Genomic DNA, 22,263 nt, shown 5'->3' on the forward strand with positions numbered 1-22,263 from the left:
TTGAACTATGAGTAGACCAGTAACACTTTTTACAGGACAATGGGCAGATCTGCCATTTGAAACTGTTTGTCAGAAAGCCAAATCATTTGGTTATGACGGTTTGGAGATCGCCTGCTGGGGCGATCATTTCGAAGTTAACAAAGCTGATGAAGCTTATTGCCGCAAGAAAAAAGAGACACTTGCGAAATATGGCCTGAAAGTATTCGCAATTTCCAACCACCTTGTTGGGCAAGCTGTATGTGACCTGATAGATGAGCGTCACAAGAGCATTCTTCCTGCTTATATCTGGGGTGATGGCAATCCTGAAGGTGTTCGTCAGAGAGCAGCAAAGGAAATGATCAGCACTGCTGAAGCTGCCAAAAGGCTTGGAGTTGATACTGTTAATGGTTTCACAGGTAGTCCGATCTGGCACCTGATATATTCTTTTCCACCTGTTACCCAGGCAATGCTAGATAAAGGATATGCTGACTTTGCTTCACGCTGGATTCCTATTCTTGACAAATACCATGAACTGGGCATTCATTTTGGACTTGAAGTTCATCCAACTGAGATTGCATTCGATATCGCATCAGCACACAGGACGCTGAAGGCAGTAAACAATCATCCCAATTTCGGATTTAATTTCGACCCCTCACACCTTGGTTATCAGGGAGTTGACTATGTAGCGTTTATCAGAACGTTTGCAGATAAGATTTTCCATGTTCATATGAAGGATGCAGGCTGGTCAAAGGTACCTGTTGAAGCGGGTGTTTTCGGCGGACATACAGAATTCGGAACAAGGGGCCGCTACTGGGATTTCAGAAGCCTTGGACACGGCAATGTAAATTTTGAGGAGATCATAAGGGAACTTAACAGGATAGGCTATAAAGGTCCTTTATCTGTTGAGTGGGAAGACAGCGGAATGGACAGGGAGTTTGGAGCTAAGGAGGCATGCGAATTTGTTCGCAAAGTAGATTTCCCATCTTCAAATATTGCATTTGATGCAGCTTTTGAGAAAAAATAGGTGAAAATAAATCTGAAGACCAATTCCCTTTACTAACCATAACCTTAAAAAGCAAAATGGAGACTGTCAAGAAAACCCAGCTATTCAATGCAAGTTGTGTTGCATTGGTTGTTACAGCACTGGCCTTTGCCACAAGAGGATCATTCGTGGAAGCATGGGCAACCGAATTTAACCTTACACATGTTGAGGTGGGATGGATTGTTGGTACTGCCTTCTGGGGCTTTACACTTGCGATGGTTTTTGGCGGACCGCTCGTTGATATTATAGGCATCGGAAGGATTATCGCAATAGCATTTTTCTGTCATGTTGCAGGCATTGTGCTTACAATTATAGCAACCGGATTCTGGTCGCTGTTTATTTCGACCCTATTAATCGGCATTGCCAACGGAAGTGTTGAAGCTGCATGTAACCCGCTGATAACAAGCATGTACACTGAGGAAAAAACCCGCCGGTTAAACCGTTTTCATGCATGGTTCCCCACAGGTATTGTAATAGGAGGACTTGCTGTATATATCTTTAATAAAGCGGGACTTGCAGACTGGAGATATGCTATGGGAATTATGCTTCTTCCAACTTTTGCATACGGTTATATGTTCCTGAATAAGAAGTTTCCGCAGACAGAGCGTGTTGTATCAGGATTTTCATATAAGGATATGCTGAAGGCATGTGTTAGTCCGCTGTTTATATTCATGGCATTAAGCATGATCCTAACAGCAGGTACCGAACTTGGAACAAATCAATGGATTGCTGCCCTTCTTGCAAATGTATCGAGCAACCCTATCCTGCTTCTTGTATGGATCTCAGGTATCATGGCACTGGCCCGTCAGTTTGGAGGGACATTAATTCATAATATGAAATCGACTGTTGTGTTATTGACATCATCAGTATTGGCATTCATTGGCTGTATATTAATGGGATATACCAGCGGAGCAATGGTATTTGCTTCAGCAGGTATTTTTGCACTTGGAGTGGCATTTTTCTGGCCCTCCATGCTCGGTTTTGTTTCAGAGAACATACCTCAGAGCGGTGCATTAGGACTTGCAATTATGGGTGGTATCGGATTTCTCGGAGGAGCAATTGCACAACCCGTTCTTGGAGCAATATTTGACGCTCAGACATTAGCAGCTATACCAGCAGGTGAGGCTGTTGAAACATTGAAAGCTGCAGCTGCAGGAACACAGGAAGCTGCAACCTGGGCTGCAGCACAGCTCACAGGCGGATCTCATACACTCAGGCTTGTGGCATTTGTTCCTGCAGTTCTGATTGTTTCATTTACTTTCCTGCATATCTGGAAGAGGAAGCATGTATAAAACCTATTAGCCCCCCATCCCCCCTGAAGGGGGGCTAATTAAAAATACGAATTTAAGCCCCCTTTAGGGGGTTGGGGGCAAAAAATAAAGGGCGTACTATTAATATTTGTCTCAATTGCCGTCAGTTTTAACTGACGGATTTAAAAAATAAAAATTAAAATCATGAAGAAGATAAAAATGGGAATGATAGGCGGTGGAATCGGTGCATTTATTGGTGATGCACACCGCCGGGCATCCAGGATATGTAATGATTATGAACTCGTTGGCGGAGTATTTGATGTCGATTATGAAAAGAGCAAACAGTTTGCCAAAGCCGAGGGGATAGCGCCTGAGAGATGCTACGAAAGCGTTGACGCACTCATAAAGGCTGAAAAAGCTTTGCCTGCAGATAAGCGCATGGAAGTTGTTTCAATTGTTACTCCGAATGCGCTTCATTTTCCTTTTGCTAAAAGCCTTCTTAATGCCGGATTTCATCTGGTTTGCGAAAAACCGATGACTATGACTGTTGAAGAGGCAGTGGAACTGGAAGAACTTGTAAAGAAAACTAAACTCACTTTTGCCCTTACTCACACTTACACAGGTTATCCTATGGTAAGACAGATGAGGGATCTTATAGCAAAAGGGGTTCTTGGAACAATCCAGCGAATTGATGCTCAGTATTATCAGGGCTGGATCAACTCAATAATACATGGAACAGGAAGCAGGATTACCGGTGTCTGGAGACTTGATCCTAAACATGCAGGCGCAAGCAGCTGTATGGGAGATATTGGTGTGCATGCCTTCAACCTTATTGAATATACTACCGGACTTGAAATTAAGGAAGTCCTCTCCGATCTTAGTCCGGTTAAAGAAGGAATAGCTCTTGACCTTGATGGGACTGTTCTTTTACGTTTCGGTGATAAATTGAAAGGTGTGATAAGAGCCAGCCAGGTTTGCGGCGGGGAAGAGAATTGTATAACTATTGCGGTATACGGATCAAAAGCCAGCCTTAAATGGGCACAGGAAAACCCGAACTACCTCTATATGCTGAGTGACTCTGAACCAACAAAGGTTTTTAAACCTGCACATGGATACAACGAGCAGCTGGCTGAGGCAAGCCACACAATGCCTTCGGGTCATCCGGAAGGTATTTACGAAGCACTGGCAAACATATACAAGGGTGCAGCCAAATCTATCAGAGGCGAGAAATTCAATCCCGGTGAATTCCCGACTGTTCACGACGGAGTGAGAGGAATGAAGTTTATTCATTCAGTTGTCAAGTCAAATAAGGATGGAAATATCTGGTTGAAGGTATAAGATTTATATTTTTCCTCGAAAGGGCGCAAAGACGAAAGGGAAACCCTTTGCGACTTTGCCCCTCTGGGAGATAAAGAACTTTATACATTGTCAACAATCCTGCCACCTTTATAAAAACAACATTGAAATTGATTAATAATCCAAGCTTAATGCCCGTAATTTTTAAATAGGTAAGTAATTGTTTGGGATGAACCGGAGCTATTGACTCAACTGATTTAATCTCAATAATTACCTTGTTTTCAACAATCAAATCAGCCCTAAAACCTAATTCCATCATATTATCTTCCCAAAAAACCGGTATTCCTTTCTGCCGTTCAACAAAAAAACCTTTTTTTCTGAGCTCAAAAACAAAATTTCCTCATAGACTGATTCCAACAAACCAGGTCCGAGCTTAATATGGATTTGGTAGGCAAGATCAACTAAAATTTTTGATAATTCATTTTCAGTCATCGGTAATATAATTGCTCGCAAAGGCGCCAAGACGCAAAGAGACGATTTTGCGGCTCTGCAACTTAGTGAGAGATAAAGTCTATATCACAAATAATAGAAGCAGCGAAAATCAAATTTACTAAAATTCGATCGAATTAAATAATAATTAGATTTTTTCTTAGCGTCTCTGCGACTTAGCGAGGAAATTATTTTTTATCAGGATTAAGCCAGATTACCTTCTGTTCCGGATTATGCGGCTGTCCAATAATATCCTTGTAGAGATCAGGACGTCTGGCTTTTGTGTATCTGTAACCACCTGATAGCATAAGTTTTTCAGGAGTAAGCACTGCTGATACATATTCATCGCCAAGATCCCGGCATTCGGCAACTATATCACCAAAAGGATCGATTATCATAGAACATCCATTCTTAAGCTGATCATCATCCATACCTATGGGATTGGAGAAAACCACATAAATACCGTTATCATAAGCCCTTGAAGGCAGCCACTTCATAAGCCACTCCCGCCCTTTCGGTCCATCAAACTCTGACCTTAATGCTTCACGATCTTTATCTCTGTTTTTCCATAATTCAGGATCTACGAATCCTGCACCAGGCCTTGTTGATGGAGTACACATTGTAACATGTGGCATGAAAATTATCTGTGCACCTAATAGTGATGTAGCCCTCACATTTTCAATTATATTATTGTCGTAGCAAATAAGGATACCGCACTTCCAGCCAGAGATTTCGAATACACAATAACTATCGCCCGGTGTGAGATATGGATTAATAAACGGATGAAGCTTATGATACTTAGCTATCAGGCCTTCCTTCCCGACGCAAACATAAGTTTTATAGATTTTGTCATCACTGTCCTTTTCAAACAGTCCGGCCAGAACAATTATGTTGTATTTCGAAGCGATCTGAATTAATCTGGCAATACTTGGTCCGTCAGGGACAAATTCAGCCAGGTCCAGCATCTCCTCACGTGAAAGATTTCTGGCAAACGTATAACCGGTCACCGAGCATTCATGAAAAGCTATCACAGCAGAGCCACTATCAGCAGCCTGTGCAGAAAGCTTTTCAATTCTTGACAGGTTGTATACCTTATCACCACTCCTGTTCTCAAACTGAGCAGTCGAAATCTGAAGATTATTCATTGTATCAGCCTCTCCAATGGCTGTAGTGCACAATTAACTATTTTTTCTTTTTCAGAAGGAAGAATCCAGCTCCTGCTACAACAATAACTGCACCTGCAATAATAGCAATTGTTGCCCCGCTACCTTTTTTATCGCTTGCCTTATCGTCTTCGGTAGCATAATAAAATGTCGGTTTGGCCTCTGTATCCATGTTAACAGTATCTTTCTTGGGAGCAGGCTGCTCCTGAGCATTTGCTGTATTCAAACCACCAATAACGAGAAGAGATAACATCGAGAATACTAAAACTGATTTTTTCATTTTTAACTATTTATATTAATTAATTGAGTTAGCCTGATCATCATACTTCCTGGCAATTTCCGGATTGGTTTTTCTGTAAGTATCAGCAAGGGCTGAAATTGCAGGTTTAAACCTCGGACTCAGAGTCAGACAGGTTCTTAGCAGTGACCTTGCTCTCATTATATCACTTGTACTAATCAATTCTGCCAAACTTACATATGCTTCAAAGTACTTCCTGTTAACTTCGATAACTCTTTCATAGAATCTGATAGCCTCTTCATTCCTGCTGTTTACCCTGGCAATATTTCCCAGATACATAAGGATAGGTTCAAAATCAGGATTGAGTTCCAGCCCCTTTTTCAATACTGAGTCTGCTTTCAGAAACTGTCCATCATTATACAAAGCAGCTGCAAAATTATAAAAAATCATTTCATCACCACTATTAACAGAAATAACGTTTTTGTAGAAATTGACAGCCTCCTTATATCTGCCTTCTGATAACGCTATGTAACCCAAAAAATCATCTTTCGACTTTCTTTCGAGCACTGCACAAATTGGAACTTCATCCTTATAAATAATATGTTTAGCATTATCGGGCGGCCAGATCTTCTTATCAAGCTGATATGGCGATATATACCTGTTTACTACAATGGCATAATCCCAGTCGGTAAGACTTCTTTCCTCATTTCTGAAATAAGAGGTTTCAACCTCCGGACTATTTCTGAATTGCCATTTTACTGAATAAGTGGCTTTCACTTTTACCGGACCCTGAATGTCCTTTTCTTTGAGATAATTGATCAGCCAATCAGAAGCCTCTGTCTGGCTTACATAATAATAATCTGTTTCATATTCTGAGAATGCGCCCTTCAATCCACCTGCAAACTGATTATAGTACAGGTAATAGTATGGATGATTTTTTATCATGAATTTTACAGGATGAACTGAAAGTACAGCAATCAATACAATAGCTCCCCCGAAATAGAATTTCGTCTTTGCTTTTTCAAAAAAATAATGAAATCCTGTAGCCGCCAGCAAGACTATAGGAGGGTATAGAAAAAGGAACTGCCTCCAGGAGCTGTAAAGATTTGACTTTTCGTAAATTACAAATATTAGAGGGAAAAGCACTGTAAAAACTATCAGTCCAAATTGTAAGGTTTTTCCCTGTCTGATAATTGCCCGGCAAAATCCTGCAAAAAGGGCCAGTCCAGCCATAACAAGAAATGGTATTGTAATTGCCATCGATTTGGGAATATAATACCATGGCATAAAGTCGGACCACTCAACTTTTCCTTCAAAGATCTGGCGGAAAGTAAGAGGATAATGAGCCATTACCTTGTAAGACTCAAATACATTCTTCAAGGGATTCTGGAGTGCATAAGGCCATAACAAAATACTCAGAAAAAAGGCGGTAACAGAGATGCCTGTTATCCAGAGTAATTTTGTTCTGATCTCAACAAAATCAATCTTTCTTTCTCTGATGAAAACTGAGAAATAATATATAAAGAAGAAAAGAAAAAGGTAACAGATCATCAGTAATCCGCCTGCCCGGATACTCAAGGCAAAAGCAATACTTGCAGTAAGCAGAATAATTATACTCAAAGGTGCTTTCTTTCCTGAAAGCAACAGTTTCAATGTAAAAAAAATACTTGCAATATATCCCAGGGCAAAGGGTACATCCTTAAGATTATTCTGTGAATGTCCTAAAAAAGTCGGAGAAACTGCAAACAGGATCAGAACAAGAATTCCGGCCCGGTATCCGGTTAGCCATATTGCAAACAATGAAGTAATTATGATTGTAATCCAGCCGGCCAGAGTACTCATAACATGCCGGAATAAGTAAACATCATCAATATCAAACCATTCGGAAATAATCGTTACAACATTATCGTACGACTGCCCGTAGTATTTAAGATAAGTAACAGGTGTATTAAGGGCAGATTTATCCTCTCCATGAGATGCAAAATACTTATAAACTGCAACTGAATGATCGTAGTGCAGTACCTCATCGCAGCTGATACCGGCATGCCTGCTTGTTAGAAGCATCACTATTAACAGAACTGCAGATGATGACCAGAAGATATGTTTTAGCCTTGACTCTTTCATTATTTTTCAGGATCGTCATAATATTTCCTGACGAAATAGACCGGACGGTTTTGGGATTCCTTATAGCTTCTGTATACATATTCGCCCAGTATTCCAAGGAATACAAGCTGAATGGAGCCAAGAAAATATATGCTCAGTAAAGTGGATGACCAGCCTATAACAGCAAAGCCATAAATCTTTGCTATTATGACATAAATTCCTGCTCCGAGAAATACTGTTGTACCTAAAGCACCAAGGATCAGGCACAAACGAATCGGGAACCTGGAAAAGGAAAAAATTGCATCTGCTGCCAGGATAGATAGTTTGCGAAGGCTCATTTTGGGGTTACCCTTAAAGCGGTCTTCTCGCACAAATTCAATGTATCCCTGCCGGAAGCCAATAAATGTCCTGAGGCCAGGCAGATACCTCACTTTTTCTTTCATCGAAAGCAGGGCATCCAGAGCTTTCCTGGTCATCATGGAATAATTTCCTGAGTTCTCCATGTCTTTGATCTCACCTATGTGCCTGAAAAAAAGATGAAATAATACAGCATACAGATTGCGTCCCCGGTTGCCTTTTCTTCCTGATTTCTTTCCGCTGATGATATCAAATTCATCATTCTGCAGTTTAGAATACATTTCCCCTAACAGTTCGGGAGGGTCCTGGAGATCACCATCCATCATGGCAACAATGTCACCCTTTGCATATTCCAGACCTGCAGTATATGCAGCCTGATGGCCAAAATTTTTAGAGAGAGACAGTACTTTTACTGTCTTATTCTTTTGCTGGTACGATAAGATTTTGTTCAGACTGCTGTCGGTGCTTCCGTCATCAACAAAGATCACCTCATAGTCTTCAGTAAATGATTCGATGGAAGCAATAGTCCTTTTAACCAGCTCATCGATCAGGTTCTCTTCATTAAATATCGGTATTACCAACGACAACATTACTTTCAGATATCCATTGTTAATCCTAAAAAAATTGATTTATCTTTTAAAGATACTGATTTCTAAATACTAATTGGAGTTCCCGGTACCGGTGTTTCAAAAACCATGTTCACCGGACCCATTTCAATTTTTGCAGGACCAAGATCCATGTCCGACTTAAATATGTCATCCCATGTTACTAACCTTCCCGTATAGGCTGCTGTTCTTCCCATAATAGCTGTAAGTGTTGAGAGAGCAGTTGTTTCAGCTTCATTTACATAGTTACCGGTACGTATAGCATGCACAAGATGCATATGTTCCTGAACATACGGAGGAATCTTAACTGCATTCATTGCATTCCCGTTTTCATCTTTCGGGTATTCAAACTGCCATTTCACATTTCCTTTCAGGTCCCAGATTGTATTAGCACAATTTGTATAACCCTCGGTACCCATAATAAACTCACCTGTTCCATTTGCACAGCTGTCGATCTGACGGCACATGCTATGTGAAAACACACCATTTCCATAATCGAAATCAATGCTGAAGAAATCATACTGATCGCCGGTAACCCTTCTGTGACGTCCGCCATAACCAATCGCTTTCTCCGGATACTTACCCATGAACCAGTTTATGACATCTATATTATGAACATGTGTATCGAGAATATGATCGCCGCATAACCAGCAGAAATTGTTCCAGTTACGGATCATATATTCCATATCGTTCCAACCGGCCTCCCTTTCGCGGAACCAGACATGATCCTGGTTCCAGTAAGCCCGTGCAGAAGTAATAGTCCCGATTGCGCCATTCATAACCTGCTTATATGTTTCAATATAGTCCTCCTGATGCCGCCTCTGTGTACCGGTAACAACATTCAGGCCTATTGCAGCTGCTTTTTTGGCTGAAGTTATTACCGATCTGATTCCAACAGGATCGACAGCAACAGGCTTCTCAAGAAAAGCGTGCTTATTCATTGTCACTGCTTCGAGAAAATGTTCAGGTCTGAACTGTGGAGGAGTTGCAAGAATAACAACATCCAAATCGGGAAGTGCCATCAGTTTCTTGTAACCGTCAAATCCTGCGAAACAGTTTTCAGCAGGGATAGGAAGGTTGAATGAAGCAAATCTCTCCCTGCAGGCATCAATCTTGTCCTGAAAAACATCCGCCAGAGCGATGATCTCAAGATCGGGACCTGAGCTGATAAAATTAATCGCAGCACCTGTTCCTCTTGCTCCGGCACCGACAAGACCTGCTCTTAACTTTTTACCCTTTGGAGCTCCGCTTAGAATCGGAGGCAATCCAGAGAGATCAACTTCCGGTTTACGTTTACATGAGGCAATCAGTGCTCCTGCACCTGCTAATCCGATTCCGGCCAATGCTGTTTTTCCAATGAATTTTCTTCTGTCAATATTCTTCATTTCCTTATTTATTCAATCTGTTTCAACCTTATTCAACCTTTGTCCACTTTAGCTTTAGCGAAGGTGGATTTTAAATATTCAACTTTCTTACACTATTTCACAATTGTGGTATCAGCCTCCAGCACTACCCTGAAACCCACATCGATGCAATCTGAGTACCACCAGATACTTTTTGGCATCTGAGGATCAGTAACAAGCCATGCCTTCGTTTTGGTAAAGTCGCGTGCAGCACTTCTAACATCCTTTGCATCGCTTTTGAAAGATCCGCCACGGATTACATGTTCCGGTCCTCTTAGCGGACCACGTGGATTTACAGCTGCAACTGTATCAGTTTTATAGGTATCGGCCGAATAGTAATCAAGACAGAACTCAGCAACGTTACCAGACATATTCTTTAATCCGAACGGATTGGCTTTTACCGATGAAGGCTCTTTCGTTTTTGAGGCACTATTAAGTGTATAAACTACACTTGATGCTATTTTCGCTGTATCAGGACCAAAAAACTTCTTCAGGAATCCCGATGATGTAAAGTCTTTAGGACTACCCTCAAAGAAGTAGGGTGTTTCTGTACCTCCGCGGCATGCATATTCCCATTCGGCTTCTGTGGGCAACCTGTATTTTTTACCGGTAACTTTTGACAACCACTGACAATAGACATTTGCTGCGTGCCATGACATTGTAATTGCAGGACGAGACCCTTTACCCCATCCCTGGTCGGGTGCTCCCCACGGAGGAGTGGCTCCGCTGATGGCATCAACCTTCTTGTTTGCAACTACCTGACCTTCAGTTCTTCCCTGCGAACCTGTTGCCCTGAAAAAAGCAAGGTATTCATCCCAGGTCACTTCGGTTTTGGCAATCCAGAATTTTGAGAGAGTAACCTTTCTGACCGGTCCTTCATCAGGTTTTCTAAGGGGTTCAGTCTCAGGAGATCCCATGTTAAATGTCCCTCCCGGCAATGCAACCATGTCAAATGAAACGTTTGTTCCCGGTATTTTTTCCGTGAAACTCTCAAAACCTTCAACTTTTGCCGGTTCGGTGAAGATGGTCTGATCGGCAGTAACTGTAACGCCAAAACTCGTATCGTGAGCATGTATTGCGTTCTTATCGTAATGACCAACATTGAGATGGCAGTTGATACAATTCAAAGGATCTTTGCTTGTTGTATAGAAAAGGTGTGCATTGCCCCCATTAACCGACAGAGTTACCGGAAAGAGATTCTGATGGCATTTGAGACAAGACTTTTCGTACACGAACTTCTTGGCGTTTTCAAGAAGTTTCTTCTTCTCCCAGTTTATCTCTGCAGAGTCCTTAAACAGATATCCATAGATATCAACGGCACCATGTTTGGCTTTTGCAAAAAGATATCCCTCTCCCTCCGGAGGAAGATGACAATCGGCGCAATGAGTAATGACACCAGAGGAGTTGTTGAAATGAGAGGAGAACCTCCAGCTCTTATCTGCCATGGGGTGGATGTGGCACGATTGGCAATACTCATCTGAGGATGTGTAATGAACTACTTTATTTCCTGAGAAGAGAATGACTATCGCCAGAATAAAACCCAAAATAACCAGCCAGACCTTTGTTTTCCCCTTAACAGAAGTCCTTGAACGGATATTATTAAAATTCATAAATCGGAAAGAATCAATTAAAACTCGTTAAAGTTAATTGATTGCAGCATTTCCCGATAAAAAAGGATGGACTTTTTAGATGAAAAATATCTATTTTAAATATTTTTAACCACAAAGGACACTAAGTACACACAAAGGACACTAAGTAAAAACCACCTTCTTAGTGCATTATGCCCATAATGTGATAGCCAAGCGGCCTTTCTGTCTACCTGTCTTCAACTTTTAAAATCTCTTTGTATATCCGTGACAATAAGGCACTTTCCCGTTGTTGAAGTAGTAGTCCTGATGATACTTCTCAGCCTCATAGAATTCTGATCCTTTTGTTACTGCGGTTGCAATCTTCAATCCTTTTGCTCTCAGGATATTTAGGTTTTTCTCAGCAATAACCTTCTGATCTTCATTAAGATAAAATATTTCAGATCGGTACTGATCGCCTATATCAGGTCCCTGCCTTCCAACCTGAGTGGGATCGTGGATCTCAAGAAAAAGTTTAAGGACTTTTTCATATGTAGTTTTGTCGGGATTGTAAATCACTTTTACTGCTTCGGCGTGACCGGTGTTTCCTGTACAAACCTCTTTATAGGTCGGGTTTTTAACTGTTCCGCCAATATATCCTGAAGTAACAGAAATTACACCCGGCTCTTTTTGTAAAAAGTATTCAACTCCCCAGAAGCATCCTCCTGCGAAAATTGCAATACCGTATCTTCCGGCAGGAAGGACAGAAGGAATAAAATCGAGAGAAACAGAATTAACACAATGACGCACATTTTTTGGTGTCAGGCGTTCTCCGGTAAAAACATGTCCGAGATGCGCTTTACAGCTTGCACATACAATCTCAGTTCTCATACCGTCAGCATCAGGATACTTATCAACTGCACCCGCAATCTCATCGTCAAAACTTGGCCACCCGCAGTCGGATGCAAATTTGTCGGTTGAATGATAGAGGGCAGAACCGCACTTTTTGCAGATATAGGTTCCCTTCTCAGAATGTTTGTAAAACTTTCCCGTAAAAGGTCTTTCAGTTCCTTTTTCATTTATAACTGACGATTCAGTTTTTGTAAGATCGTAATATTTAAGTTTTTCCTGAGAAAAAGATTGATCGCTCATAGCAGTAAAGTATATTAAAAATATCAGAAGTATGTGTTTATGGTCCATATGGTGTCTTTTTTCATATAATTAACAATTACTGAATAAAAATGTTGAAGACTAAGAACCTTTTTCAATATTTGATTGTTATTTATAGTGTGAAATAAACCACAAATATATTTCTCAAATAGAATGTTAACATTTTATTTTTGGCACAAAGATTGTTTTTAGAATGAAAAGTTTATTTTTGTACTAATTAATATTACATTTTTATGAAAAGATTTGCTGTTATCCTTTTAGTTGTATTCGTTACGGCTTTGGTAGTTAGTTCCTGCAACCAGAAGGAATGCCCTGCTTATTCCAAAGTCCCTTCTGAGCAGACTGGCAAAAATGTCTGATTCCGGTGTAGATACCCCGGTTCCTCCAATTTTATAAGTTAGCAAAAGATGAAAAAGCTGCTTATAATAGCGGTTGTTTTATTATTTGGCACATTTACACTTTTTGCACAGGGTGAACTAAATGAGCAACAAAGGGTATTTTTCAGGAATGAAAGATCATATGCTATTCTTCTTAATACAGATGGATACGGTCTTAGCTACAGAGCTGCAAAAAGAATTGACTATCTGAACAAACGCCTGATTGAAGTCGAAGCAGGCGTTCTCAAGCATCCTAAAGAGTTTAAACAATCTGCCTATTCACAGGGAGGATCATTTATTTTTGGTAAGATGAATTCCACATTTTATCTGAGAGGCGGTATCGGGCACCAGCACGAGATCTTCAAGAAAGCCGACCTGGGAGGGATTGCAGTCAGGTATTTCTATTCTGCCGGACCGGTATTTGCAATATACAAGCCAATATATTACAGAGTTTTATACCCGGCAGCCGGAAGAAATGAGTATGAAATAAAAGAAGAAAAATTTGATGTATCAATAGCAATACCAGGTGATATCTACAGTCGTGCATCATTCACAAAGGGACTTGATGAAACCAAACTGATACCCGGAGTTTTTGCAAAAGGAGGTTTTAATTTTGAGTATAGCAAGGAGGATAAAATAATCCATGCCATTGAATTCGGAGCTCAGATAAATGCTTTTCCAAAGAAGGTACCAATTATGGCGATTAAAGACAATAAATCCATATTCTTTTCATTATTTGTAAGTTACAGATTTGGAATGATTATAGATCCTCTCAATCCCGATTCGAATAAACTTTCAAATCTCCTGAAAAGAAAAAAGAAAAATGATAATCCTTAACAAGTTGGCTTTTACAGGGAAAATATTATTTTTGTAGATCACAATTATTAACAATTTAATGATATAGAAATGTCTAAAATTAAAGTAGGTATCAACGGTTTTGGCAGGATCGGCCGACTGGCCTTCAGGGCTGCTATGAAGAGGAACGATATAGAAATAGTCGGGATCAACGACCTCCTCGAAGTGGATTATATTGCATATATGCTTAACTACGACACAGTTCATGGTAAATTCGATGGAAAAGTTGAAGTTAAGGATGGTAAGCTTATTGTAAACGGACAGAGTATCCGTATAACATCTGAGAAAGATCCTTCAACTCTGAAATGGAATGAAGTAGGTGCAGAATATGTACTTGAGTGCACTGGCCTTTTCCTTACAAAAGAAACTGCACTGGGCCACATCACAGCAGGAGCAAAACGTGTTGTCATGTCAGCTCCATCAAAAGATGATACCCCAATGTTTGTTATGGGTGTAAACAACAAAAAATATACAGCTGACATGCAGGTTGTATCGAATGCATCATGCACAACCAACTGTCTTGCTCCGATAACAAAGGTTCTTCACGACAATTTCGGAATTGTTGAAGGTCTTATGACAACTGTTCATGCTACCACTGCAACACAGAAAACTGTCGATGGTCCATCCAAAAAGGACTGGAGAGGCGGACGCGCAGCTGCAGGAAACATTATTCCATCATCAACCGGCGCTGCAAAAGCTGTTACCAAAGTTATCCCTGAACTGAAGGGTAAACTTACAGGTATGGCTTTCAGGGTTCCTACACTCAACGTATCAGTTGTTGACCTTACCTGCCGTCTCGAGAAACCAGCCAGCTACGATGCTATTAAGAAAGCTATGAAAGCTGCTGCTGATGGTCCGCTAAAAGGGATCCTTGGTTATACAGAAGATGCTGTTGTTTCAAGCGATTTTATTGGCGATTCACGTACTTCTATCTTCGATGCAGAAGCAGGTATCTCCCTCAACGACAATTTTGTTAAAGTAGTTTCATGGTATGATAATGAGTGGGGTTATTCATGCAAACTCCTCGATCTTATTGCTCACATGAACACTGTGAAATAATAATTTCAACTGATTTAAATAAAAAAGGGACGTTGCATGCAACGTCCCTTTTTATTTTAAGATGGACGTTGAATGCAACGTCCCAATAATAATTATACAATCATTTCGATTTCGAGAGGAATTCCTGCTGTGTCGCGATAATGTTCACCCAATTCCAGCATAGCCTCATCGTCTTCCTCATAAAGCCATTTGATTTTAACAGCTTTCCCTGAACGGCCATAACCTGTAAGCCGTTTAAGTACCTCATACAGATATTTTGATGAACCGCTGTTAATATACTCCAGCTGAATGTAAACATCCAGTCCTTTGTTTTTTTCAAAGTGGGAAGTAATCCATTCTTCAAGGCGCCTGAAAATCAGTTCAGGATTTTCCGGGATAGAACGTCCGACCAGTTCAAGTTTATTGGTATCGGGGTAATAAACTATTCCCGGACAATTTTTTAACTCTTCCTGTATCACATGTTTTTCCATATTCTTAAAATTTATTCATATCTTAAAGCTTCAATAGGATCAATATTTGCAGCTTTTACGGCAGGGGCATAGCCTGATACTACACCAACAATAAAACATACCACCACTCCGGTAAAAACCCATACCCATGGGATAACAAAATTTGAACCGAGAGCAGCTGAGACACCATTTCCGATAAGTATACCTAGTATAATGCCAAAAACGCCACCAAGCTGACCAATCATTATTGATTCAAAGAGGAACTGATATTTAATTGTCGCTGTCTTGGCGCCTATTGCCTTTCTGATACCAATCTCACGTGTACGTTCGGTTACAGATACAAGCATAATATTCATAAGACCGACTGCGGCACCAAATAATGTCACTATTCCGATTATGGTTGCCGCAAGAGTCACATATTTAAGATTTTCAAGAAGCATCTTAACAATGTTATCGCTCTTATTAATGTTGAAATCAGACTCATCTCTGGGATTCAGATTTCTTATTATCCTGAAGATAGCCTCAGCCTCTCCTGTCATCATATCGAGATTTACAGGATTGATCGGCATTATAGTAATACTGAAAGTCATATTTGGCCTGGAAAAATACTGACGCGCAGTTGTTACAGGCATAAAGCAGACCCGGTCGCCATTCACAGCACTTGCCCCCTTACTTTTAAGTATTCCGATAATCTGAAGTTTTAGTCCGGCCACAGTAATTACTTTGCCCAGCGGATCAACTCCTGCAGGAAAAATATCTTTTACAATATCTGCCCCGACAAGAACATAGTGACGGGTCATCTGAACCTCCTCTGCACTGAAATTCCTTCCGGTTTCAATTTCGTATCCTGAAACTGTCAGGTGATTTTCATCAACTCCGGTAAGGCTTACGTTTGGATTAGTCTCCTCAGAAGCATACTTGACTGTTGCAAGTCCTGAAGCATTAAAGGAAATTGAAACCCATGCAGCTTCGGTGAACCTGTTCTTGAACTCTTCGGCTTCCCTGTAGGAGATACGGGAGAAATTCTTCGCACGTGTTCTGCTGTTGCCTATCTGAATATTCATCCCCCGCGAGGTTATTGTAAACGAATTGGCCCCCATCATGGTAAACTGGTTTGTGAGTGATGACTTGATTGCATCAATCGCAGTAAGAATACCTACCAGCGCCATAATACCAAAAGCAATTATACAAATAGTAAGGATCGCTCTGACCCTGTTGGACTTGATTGCCCTGAAAGAAATTTTTAAATTTTCCTTGAATATACTTATCTTCATTATTCCTTTAATCAATTGCAGATAACTGCACCCGCCATTTCATTTAAAAAATAAAAGTACACTTTTTTTCCTTTTGGAGAATGCTCTTTTTAGAATAAAAATTTTACAATTTTAGTTGCATAACTAATTATTTCGTTGTATATTTGGTTGTGGAATATTTTGTAACAGCTGCAAATCGCTAATGAACAACAGAAGAGGAAAGAATTAAGAATTTTAACCAAACGAGAAAATTATGAGAGAGTTAACGAGAGCAGAAGAAGAAGTGATGCAGATCTTGTGGAAGCTAAAAAAGGGATTCGTAAAAGATATTCTCGAACACTTTGAGGAACCCAAACCTGCCTATAATACTGTAAGCACTATAGTAAGGATCTTGCAGGATAAAGGTTTTGTTACCCATAAGGCCTATGGCCGAACACATGAGTACTATCCGGTTGTTTCAAAAAGTGAGTATTCGAAAAAACATCTCAGCACATTCGTAAACGACTATTTCTCAAATTCGTTTGAGAAAATGGTAAGTTTCTTTGCCAAGGAAAAGAGTATCTCGGTAAAGGAGATGGAAGAAATTATGAAAATAATGGAGGGCGAAGTAAAAAAAGCAAAAAACAAATAAATGAACATACTATTAATATATATGGTAAAGGTTGCAGTTTATCTGACTGCATTTTATCTGGTATATTCATTAATGCTGAGCAGGGATACAGCATATGGACGGAACAGGGCATTTATCCTGATCTCACTTGTATCAGCAATTGTTTTTCCGCTTATAACTTTCCAGACAGTTAAACCAATGGATATACAGTTCTTTGGTAAATTCCTGTCGGAAGTCTTCATTACAGCCTCACCGGAAGGATTAGGGAATCAGGCATCAGGCTTTACCCTGCCCGGAACAATTCAAATTATATATACCATATATATTATAGGTGTAGTTGCATTCCTGTTCAAACTAATAATCGATCTTCTCAACCTTGCTTTTCTGATTCTCAGGGAAAGAAGCTCCGGAAGCAGGATAATCAGGTTCCATGGTTTCAATACAGCAGGATTTTCTGCAATGGGCTATGTCTTTGTGAATGCCAGGCTCAGTCCGGAAGAAGCAGGGGAAATAATAAGACATGAACAAAACCACCTGAAACAGAATCACTTTCTGGATATTATCTTCATGGAAACTGTTATGGCATTTCAGTGGTTTAATCCTGTAATATATCTGATAAACAGGGCATTGAGAGCTGTTCATGAATTTCAGGCCGACCACGAATGTATCAGTTCAGGGGTACCTGTTGTCAGTTATCAGAGCCTTTTATTAAGCCAGGTATTTAAATCAAGGGCATTCAATCTTACAAACAGTTTCTCAAATCCTTCGCTTATCAAGAGGAGAATGATAATGATGACAAAGAAACCCACATCTGCCCTGGCCAACATGAAACTACTGCTGGTACTGCCTGTAATTGCAATTGTTTTTCTTGCTATTTCAGCATATAAAGAGATACCTGAAAATGAATTATTGAAACAAACAGATAATGAGTCATTCGTTCTCACTTCATCTCTTCCGGTGGCAGAATCACAGTCTGCTTCTCTTTCTGAACCAGCTAAAACATCTGTTAAAGAAACAAATGCATCTTCTTCTGCAAAAGTGATCAAACAAATAATCAGTCAGGAGAATATTGCACCACCCCCGCCACCTCCTCCTCCACCTGCTGATAAAGAGAAAGTAAACGAGGATCCAAAAAAAGAAGCTGAGGAAGCAGCAGAAGTCCCCTTCGTTGTTGTTGAAGAGATGCCTATGTTCCCGGGGGGCGATGTTAATCTCCTGAAATTCATCGGAGAAAATACAAATTATCCCCAGGCAGCCAAGGAATCAAATATACAGGGACGGGTTATAGTCAGGTTTTGTGTAACTGCAAAAGGCGGTGTTAGTCAGGCCAGTATCCTCAAAGGAGTATCGCCTGAACTCGATGAGGAAGCATTAAGGGTAGTATCTACACTCCCCACATTCGAACCCGGAAAACAGGGCGGCAAACCCGTTCCGGTTTGGTATATGGTGCCGATTACGTTCACATTAAAATAATTGTATGTTATGTAAGGAAGGGTCGCGACCCTTCCTTACAAAATATACAATATCAGGTCTACATAATTCACAGATTTTATCAAATAATTAAATAATTAGTTGTATAACTAATTATTTCGTTGTATATTTGGTATTGAATTTAAACCAACTGACATGAAAACAAAAAAACCTATCAACCTGAAGATTTTAGTATCTATTCCTCTGCTTGTATTTATAATGTACGGAGTCATTTCCTGCTCGGCAGGAAGGAAGGCCTCAAAAAGCGCTACTGAGGTGGCACCTCCTCCTCCCCCTCCTCCACCGCCGCCTCCTGTGCAGAAACCTGCAGTCGGACAAAAGGAAGGAGATGCCTATATAAGCGTAGATGAGATGCCAGTGTTCCCTGGCGGAGATGCTGAATTACTGAGATTTATAGCTACAAATACAAGGTACCCAAAAGAAGCGAAGGATCAGAATATTCAGGGACGGGTTATCACCAGGTTTAAAGTTAATGCTGACGGAACGGTATCTGATGCTTCTATTCTCAAAGGTGTCAATACATACCTCGATGCAGAAGCTTTGAAGGTTGTGAGCACAATACCAAAATTCACACCGGGAAAACTTAACGGAGAAGCTGTACCGGTATGGTATATGGTACCAATTACATTCACCCTAAGCGGAGATCCTGTTACACGGCCATCGCGCTTCGAAGTGACTGGAACAGATACTATTTATACAAGTACGAAATCAATGCCCTCATTTACAGGAGGAAACGAAGCTCTTAAGAAATTTAAAGAAGACAATGTAAAATTCCCGCCGGAAATAAAAAGCCTTGGGATAGAAGGGATGGTGATGGTCCGGTTCATTGTTGAAAAGGATGGTTCTGTAACCAATATTAAAGTAATGAATGGAGTATCTCCGACTCTAGATGCAGAAGCAATCAGAGTAACCAAAATGATGCCCAAATGGCAGCCCGGAATGGAGAAAGGTAAGTCTGTAAGATTCCTGTGGATGACCAACTATGATTTTCTGACAACTCCCCGTGCCCCGGTTGTAATGGAAGAAGGGGCTCCTTATGTTGTTGTTGAAGAGATGCCAATGTTCCCCGGAGGCGACAGCGTATTGCTTGCCTGGATCAGGGATAACACCAAATACCCTGAAAATGCAAAGAAGAATGGCATTGAAGGACGGGTTATCGTGCGATTCTGTGTTACGGATGTCGGCGGCATTGATAGGGTAAGTGTACTGAAAGGCGTGGATCCTGATCTGGATAATGAAGCAATCAGAGTAGTGAAAGCTCTTCCGAAATTCAAGCCCGGGAAACAGGGTGGCAAACCTGTTAATGTATGGTATATGGTACCTATATCTTTCGGACTTGATAAACCTGCTGATAAATCTGCCGCTCCAGCTCCTCCACCGCCCCCATTGCCTTCAGGATATGATGTTCCTCCTTCTTTTAAGGGCGGAGAAACAGCTATGTACAAATTCATAAATGCAAATATTGTTTATCCTAAAGCAGCAAAAGAGAGTCTGATATCAGGAAAAGTTAACCTCCGTTTCTCAATAGAAACAGATGGCACTGTCAGCGGGGTATCTGTAATAAGAGGTATCAATCCTGAACTTGACGCTGAAGCAGTAAGAGTCATAAAACTCCTTCCTAAATGGAATCCGGGAACGCTGGACGGGACACCTGTAAAAGTTTGGTATATGATGCCTGTAGTATTTACATTAAAATAATTCCCGTAGAGACGCGATGCATCGCGTCTCTACAAACACATCGTATTTTACATCATAAAAAATCCGGCAGGTCTCCTGCCGGATTTTTTTGTTTCATTGTAATCCGAATTCAGTAAATTTGCATGCTGAACCTATCAAAATTATGGATCTCAACGAAAGGATAAAATCATTTGCGGAACTGGGGGAAACCTTACGACAGATATTATCTGATGGTTATGCAGGGAACGGTCGCGACCGTTCCCTACATATCAACAATATAATTAATAATCAACACCTGACAAATCCATGGTTCACTCCTGCAAACGTGCGATCTGCACTGAATGCCATCGCAGATAAGCTTACGGAAGAAAACCTTATACACTGGACCAACTCCTATCCGCAGCTAAAAGAAAAAACCAAACCGGTCTCAGCAGGTGTAATCATGGCTGGCAATATTCCTCTTGTAGGTTTTCACGATTTTCTTAGTGTGCTCATAACCGGAAACAAGCTTATAGCAAAAACCAGTTCTAAAGACTCTGAACTACTTATATATATTTCTAAACTTCTTTGTGAGTTAAATCCGGAATTCGGAAACAAAATAGTTTTTACTGATGAGCCACTCAAAGGATTCGATGTTGTTATCGCTACAGGAAGTGACAACAGTTCCAGATACTTTGAATACTATTTCGGAAAATATCCAAACATAATAAGGAAAAACAGGAACAGCATAGCGATCCTTGAAGGAGATGAACCAGACAAACAGCTTGAGGCTCTGGGTACTGATATATTTTCCTACTTTGGACTCGGATGCAGAAATGTATCAAAGATCTATCTCCCAAAGGGTTACGATCTGTCAATATTCACCAATAGATGGAAATCATTCTCAGATTTTATCAGTCATCAGAAGTATGCCAATAACTATGATTTCAATAAGGCTGTTTATATTGTCAACAAAGAAAAATTTTTCGACACAGGATTTCTTCTGATGAAAGAAGAGAACAAATTATCATCGCCGGTTTCTGTTCTTCATTATGAATATTATAACTCCCTGAATGATGTTATAAAGCAGACTGAACTGATGAAAGAAAACATTCAGTGCATTGTTGGCAAACACCATATTCAGTTCGGTCAGGCACAGTCACCTGATTTATGGGATTATGCTGACGGAACTGACACAATAGAATTTCTTTTAAAAAAAAATTATGCCGGAATATTGTAATCTAAAAAATATTATATTGCACCCATCGAATTAATACATGTTATGGTTTATAAATTTGTAGTGTTATCAGATGAAGATGAGGCATTTGTCAGGGAGTTCGAATTCCTGGACACGCACACATTAATGGATTTTCACAACCAGATTCAGGACGAATTGGAGTTTGACAAATCCCAGATGGCTTCATTTTTTATGGCAACGGATAATTGGGAGAAGGAAGAAGAATTTACTCTTTTCGACATGGGCACCGGTTCTTCGACGATGGAAGTTGCTGTTCTGGAAGATATTATTTTCCGCAAGAACCAGAAACTATTATACGTTTTTGACTTTTTCAACGAGAGATCACTCTTTGTTGAATATACCGGAGAAGCAAAAGAGATTGATGGCCGTGAATATCCTTCATGTACCAATTCCAAGGGGCTTCCTCCCAAACAGGTGATTTTCAGCGGAACAACCCGTAAACTATACAACAACATTGTCGTCTCTGATGACGATGATGATGATGTAGATGTTGAGGTTGAACCAGAAGTTGATGATCTTTTCCTTAATGGAGATGATGAAGAGACCCTTCCCGACTTCGAAAATATTGATAACCTGAACGAGGACGAAGAATAAT

19 protein-coding genes and 1 pseudogene are annotated in these 22,263 nt (G+C 40.4%); 10 read left to right on the forward strand and 10 right to left on the reverse strand.

Features of this window, described 5'->3' with window-relative positions:
- Window positions 1-7 precede the first annotated feature (7 nt).
- The 3 genes from IPJ16_03385 to IPJ16_03395 all read left to right on the forward strand — a co-directional run bounded on the left by IPJ16_03385 (window position 8) and on the right by IPJ16_03395 (window position 3,609).
- The gene (locus tag IPJ16_03385) at window positions 8-1,003 is read left to right on the forward strand and encodes a sugar phosphate isomerase/epimerase (protein MBK7626233.1); all 996 of its coding nucleotides are present in this window, start codon (window positions 8-10) and stop codon (window positions 1,001-1,003) included.
- A gap of 56 nt (window positions 1,004-1,059) precedes the next feature.
- Window positions 1,060-2,313 carry an MFS transporter gene (locus tag IPJ16_03390; protein MBK7626234.1) on the forward strand — a complete coding sequence of 418 codons (1,254 nt, stop codon included), beginning with the start codon at window positions 1,060-1,062 and terminating at the stop codon, window positions 2,311-2,313.
- A gap of 159 nt (window positions 2,314-2,472) precedes the next feature.
- Entirely contained in the window at window positions 2,473-3,609 is a 1,137-nt protein-coding gene (locus IPJ16_03395; GenBank protein MBK7626235.1) for a Gfo/Idh/MocA family oxidoreductase, read from the forward strand.
- Here IPJ16_03395 and IPJ16_03400 read toward each other — a convergent pair.
- The 8 genes and pseudogenes from IPJ16_03400 to IPJ16_03435 form a co-directional block, all read right to left on the reverse strand.
- Window positions 3,569-4,059, reverse strand: a pseudogene (locus IPJ16_03400) (GxxExxY protein). The gene IPJ16_03395 and the pseudogene IPJ16_03400 sit on opposite strands and share 41 nt — an antisense overlap.
- A 185-nt stretch (window positions 4,060-4,244) precedes the next feature.
- Window positions 4,245-5,201 (reverse strand): nitrilase family protein, encoded by a 957-nt coding sequence (locus IPJ16_03405; protein ID MBK7626236.1) that lies wholly within the window; start codon window positions 5,199-5,201, stop codon window positions 4,245-4,247.
- A gap of 37 nt (window positions 5,202-5,238) precedes the next feature.
- Window positions 5,239-5,499 carry an LPXTG cell wall anchor domain-containing protein gene (locus IPJ16_03410; GenBank protein MBK7626237.1) on the reverse strand — a complete coding sequence of 87 codons (261 nt, stop codon included), beginning with the start codon at window positions 5,497-5,499 and terminating at the stop codon, window positions 5,239-5,241.
- Between the two features lie 15 nt (window positions 5,500-5,514).
- Complete coding sequence (locus IPJ16_03415) at window positions 5,515-7,581, reverse strand: tetratricopeptide repeat protein (protein ID MBK7626238.1); 2,067 nt, start codon at window positions 7,579-7,581, stop codon at window positions 5,515-5,517.
- Complete coding sequence (locus IPJ16_03420) at window positions 7,581-8,507, reverse strand: glycosyltransferase family 2 protein (GenBank protein MBK7626239.1); 927 nt, start codon at window positions 8,505-8,507, stop codon at window positions 7,581-7,583. The genes IPJ16_03415 and IPJ16_03420 overlap by 1 nt, the downstream gene beginning before the upstream one ends.
- A gap of 62 nt (window positions 8,508-8,569) precedes the next feature.
- Window positions 8,570-9,907 (reverse strand): Gfo/Idh/MocA family oxidoreductase, encoded by a 1,338-nt coding sequence (locus IPJ16_03425; GenBank protein MBK7626240.1) that lies wholly within the window; start codon window positions 9,905-9,907, stop codon window positions 8,570-8,572.
- A gap of 92 nt (window positions 9,908-9,999) precedes the next feature.
- The gene (locus IPJ16_03430) at window positions 10,000-11,535 is read right to left on the reverse strand and encodes an SUMF1/EgtB/PvdO family nonheme iron enzyme (protein MBK7626241.1); all 1,536 of its coding nucleotides are present in this window, start codon (window positions 11,533-11,535) and stop codon (window positions 10,000-10,002) included.
- A 222-nt stretch (window positions 11,536-11,757) separates the two neighbouring features.
- Window positions 11,758-12,642 carry a bifunctional methionine sulfoxide reductase B/A protein gene (locus IPJ16_03435; GenBank protein MBK7626242.1) on the reverse strand — a complete coding sequence of 295 codons (885 nt, stop codon included), beginning with the start codon at window positions 12,640-12,642 and terminating at the stop codon, window positions 11,758-11,760.
- A 425-nt stretch (window positions 12,643-13,067) separates the two neighbouring features.
- Between IPJ16_03435 and IPJ16_03440 the strand changes: the two genes are divergently transcribed.
- Window positions 13,068-13,874 carry a hypothetical protein gene (locus IPJ16_03440; protein MBK7626243.1) on the forward strand — a complete coding sequence of 269 codons (807 nt, stop codon included), beginning with the start codon at window positions 13,068-13,070 and terminating at the stop codon, window positions 13,872-13,874.
- Window positions 13,875-13,943: 69 nt separating this feature from the next.
- Window positions 13,944-14,951, forward strand: a complete 1,008-nt coding sequence (gene gap / locus IPJ16_03445) for a type I glyceraldehyde-3-phosphate dehydrogenase (GenBank protein ID MBK7626244.1) — start codon at window positions 13,944-13,946, stop codon at window positions 14,949-14,951.
- 92 nt (window positions 14,952-15,043) lie between these two features.
- Here gap and IPJ16_03450 read toward each other — a convergent pair whose 3' ends face one another.
- Window positions 15,044-15,421, reverse strand: a complete 378-nt coding sequence (locus IPJ16_03450) for a DUF1987 domain-containing protein (protein ID MBK7626245.1) — start codon at window positions 15,419-15,421, stop codon at window positions 15,044-15,046.
- An 11-nt stretch (window positions 15,422-15,432) separates the two neighbouring features.
- Window positions 15,433-16,674: an ABC transporter permease gene (locus IPJ16_03455; protein MBK7626246.1), complete on the reverse strand. Its 1,242-nt coding sequence runs from the start codon at window positions 16,672-16,674 to the stop codon at window positions 15,433-15,435.
- Between the two features lie 232 nt (window positions 16,675-16,906).
- Between IPJ16_03455 and IPJ16_03460 the strand changes: the two genes are divergently transcribed.
- The 5 genes from IPJ16_03460 to IPJ16_03480 all read left to right on the forward strand — a co-directional run bounded on the left by IPJ16_03460 (window position 16,907) and on the right by IPJ16_03480 (window position 22,262).
- Window positions 16,907-17,284 (forward strand): BlaI/MecI/CopY family transcriptional regulator, encoded by a 378-nt coding sequence (locus IPJ16_03460; GenBank protein ID MBK7626247.1) that lies wholly within the window; start codon window positions 16,907-16,909, stop codon window positions 17,282-17,284.
- Window positions 17,285-18,736 carry a TonB family protein gene (locus tag IPJ16_03465; protein ID MBK7626248.1) on the forward strand — a complete coding sequence of 484 codons (1,452 nt, stop codon included), beginning with the start codon at window positions 17,285-17,287 and terminating at the stop codon, window positions 18,734-18,736.
- Window positions 18,737-18,889: 153 nt separating this feature from the next.
- A complete protein-coding gene (locus tag IPJ16_03470; protein MBK7626249.1) occupies window positions 18,890-20,452 on the forward strand; it encodes an energy transducer TonB in 1,563 nt (520 codons plus the stop codon).
- 142 nt (window positions 20,453-20,594) lie between these two features.
- A complete protein-coding gene (locus IPJ16_03475) occupies window positions 20,595-21,650 on the forward strand; it encodes an acyl-CoA reductase (protein MBK7626250.1) in 1,056 nt (351 codons plus the stop codon).
- 42 nt (window positions 21,651-21,692) lie between these two features.
- Window positions 21,693-22,262: a hypothetical protein gene (locus IPJ16_03480; GenBank protein ID MBK7626251.1), complete on the forward strand. Its 570-nt coding sequence runs from the start codon at window positions 21,693-21,695 to the stop codon at window positions 22,260-22,262.
- The last annotated feature ends 1 nt before the right edge of the window (window position 22,263 follow it).

It is taken from the genome of Bacteroidales bacterium (genome assembly GCA_016709865.1).
GTDB lineage: Bacteria > Bacteroidota > Bacteroidia > Bacteroidales > VadinHA17 > LD21.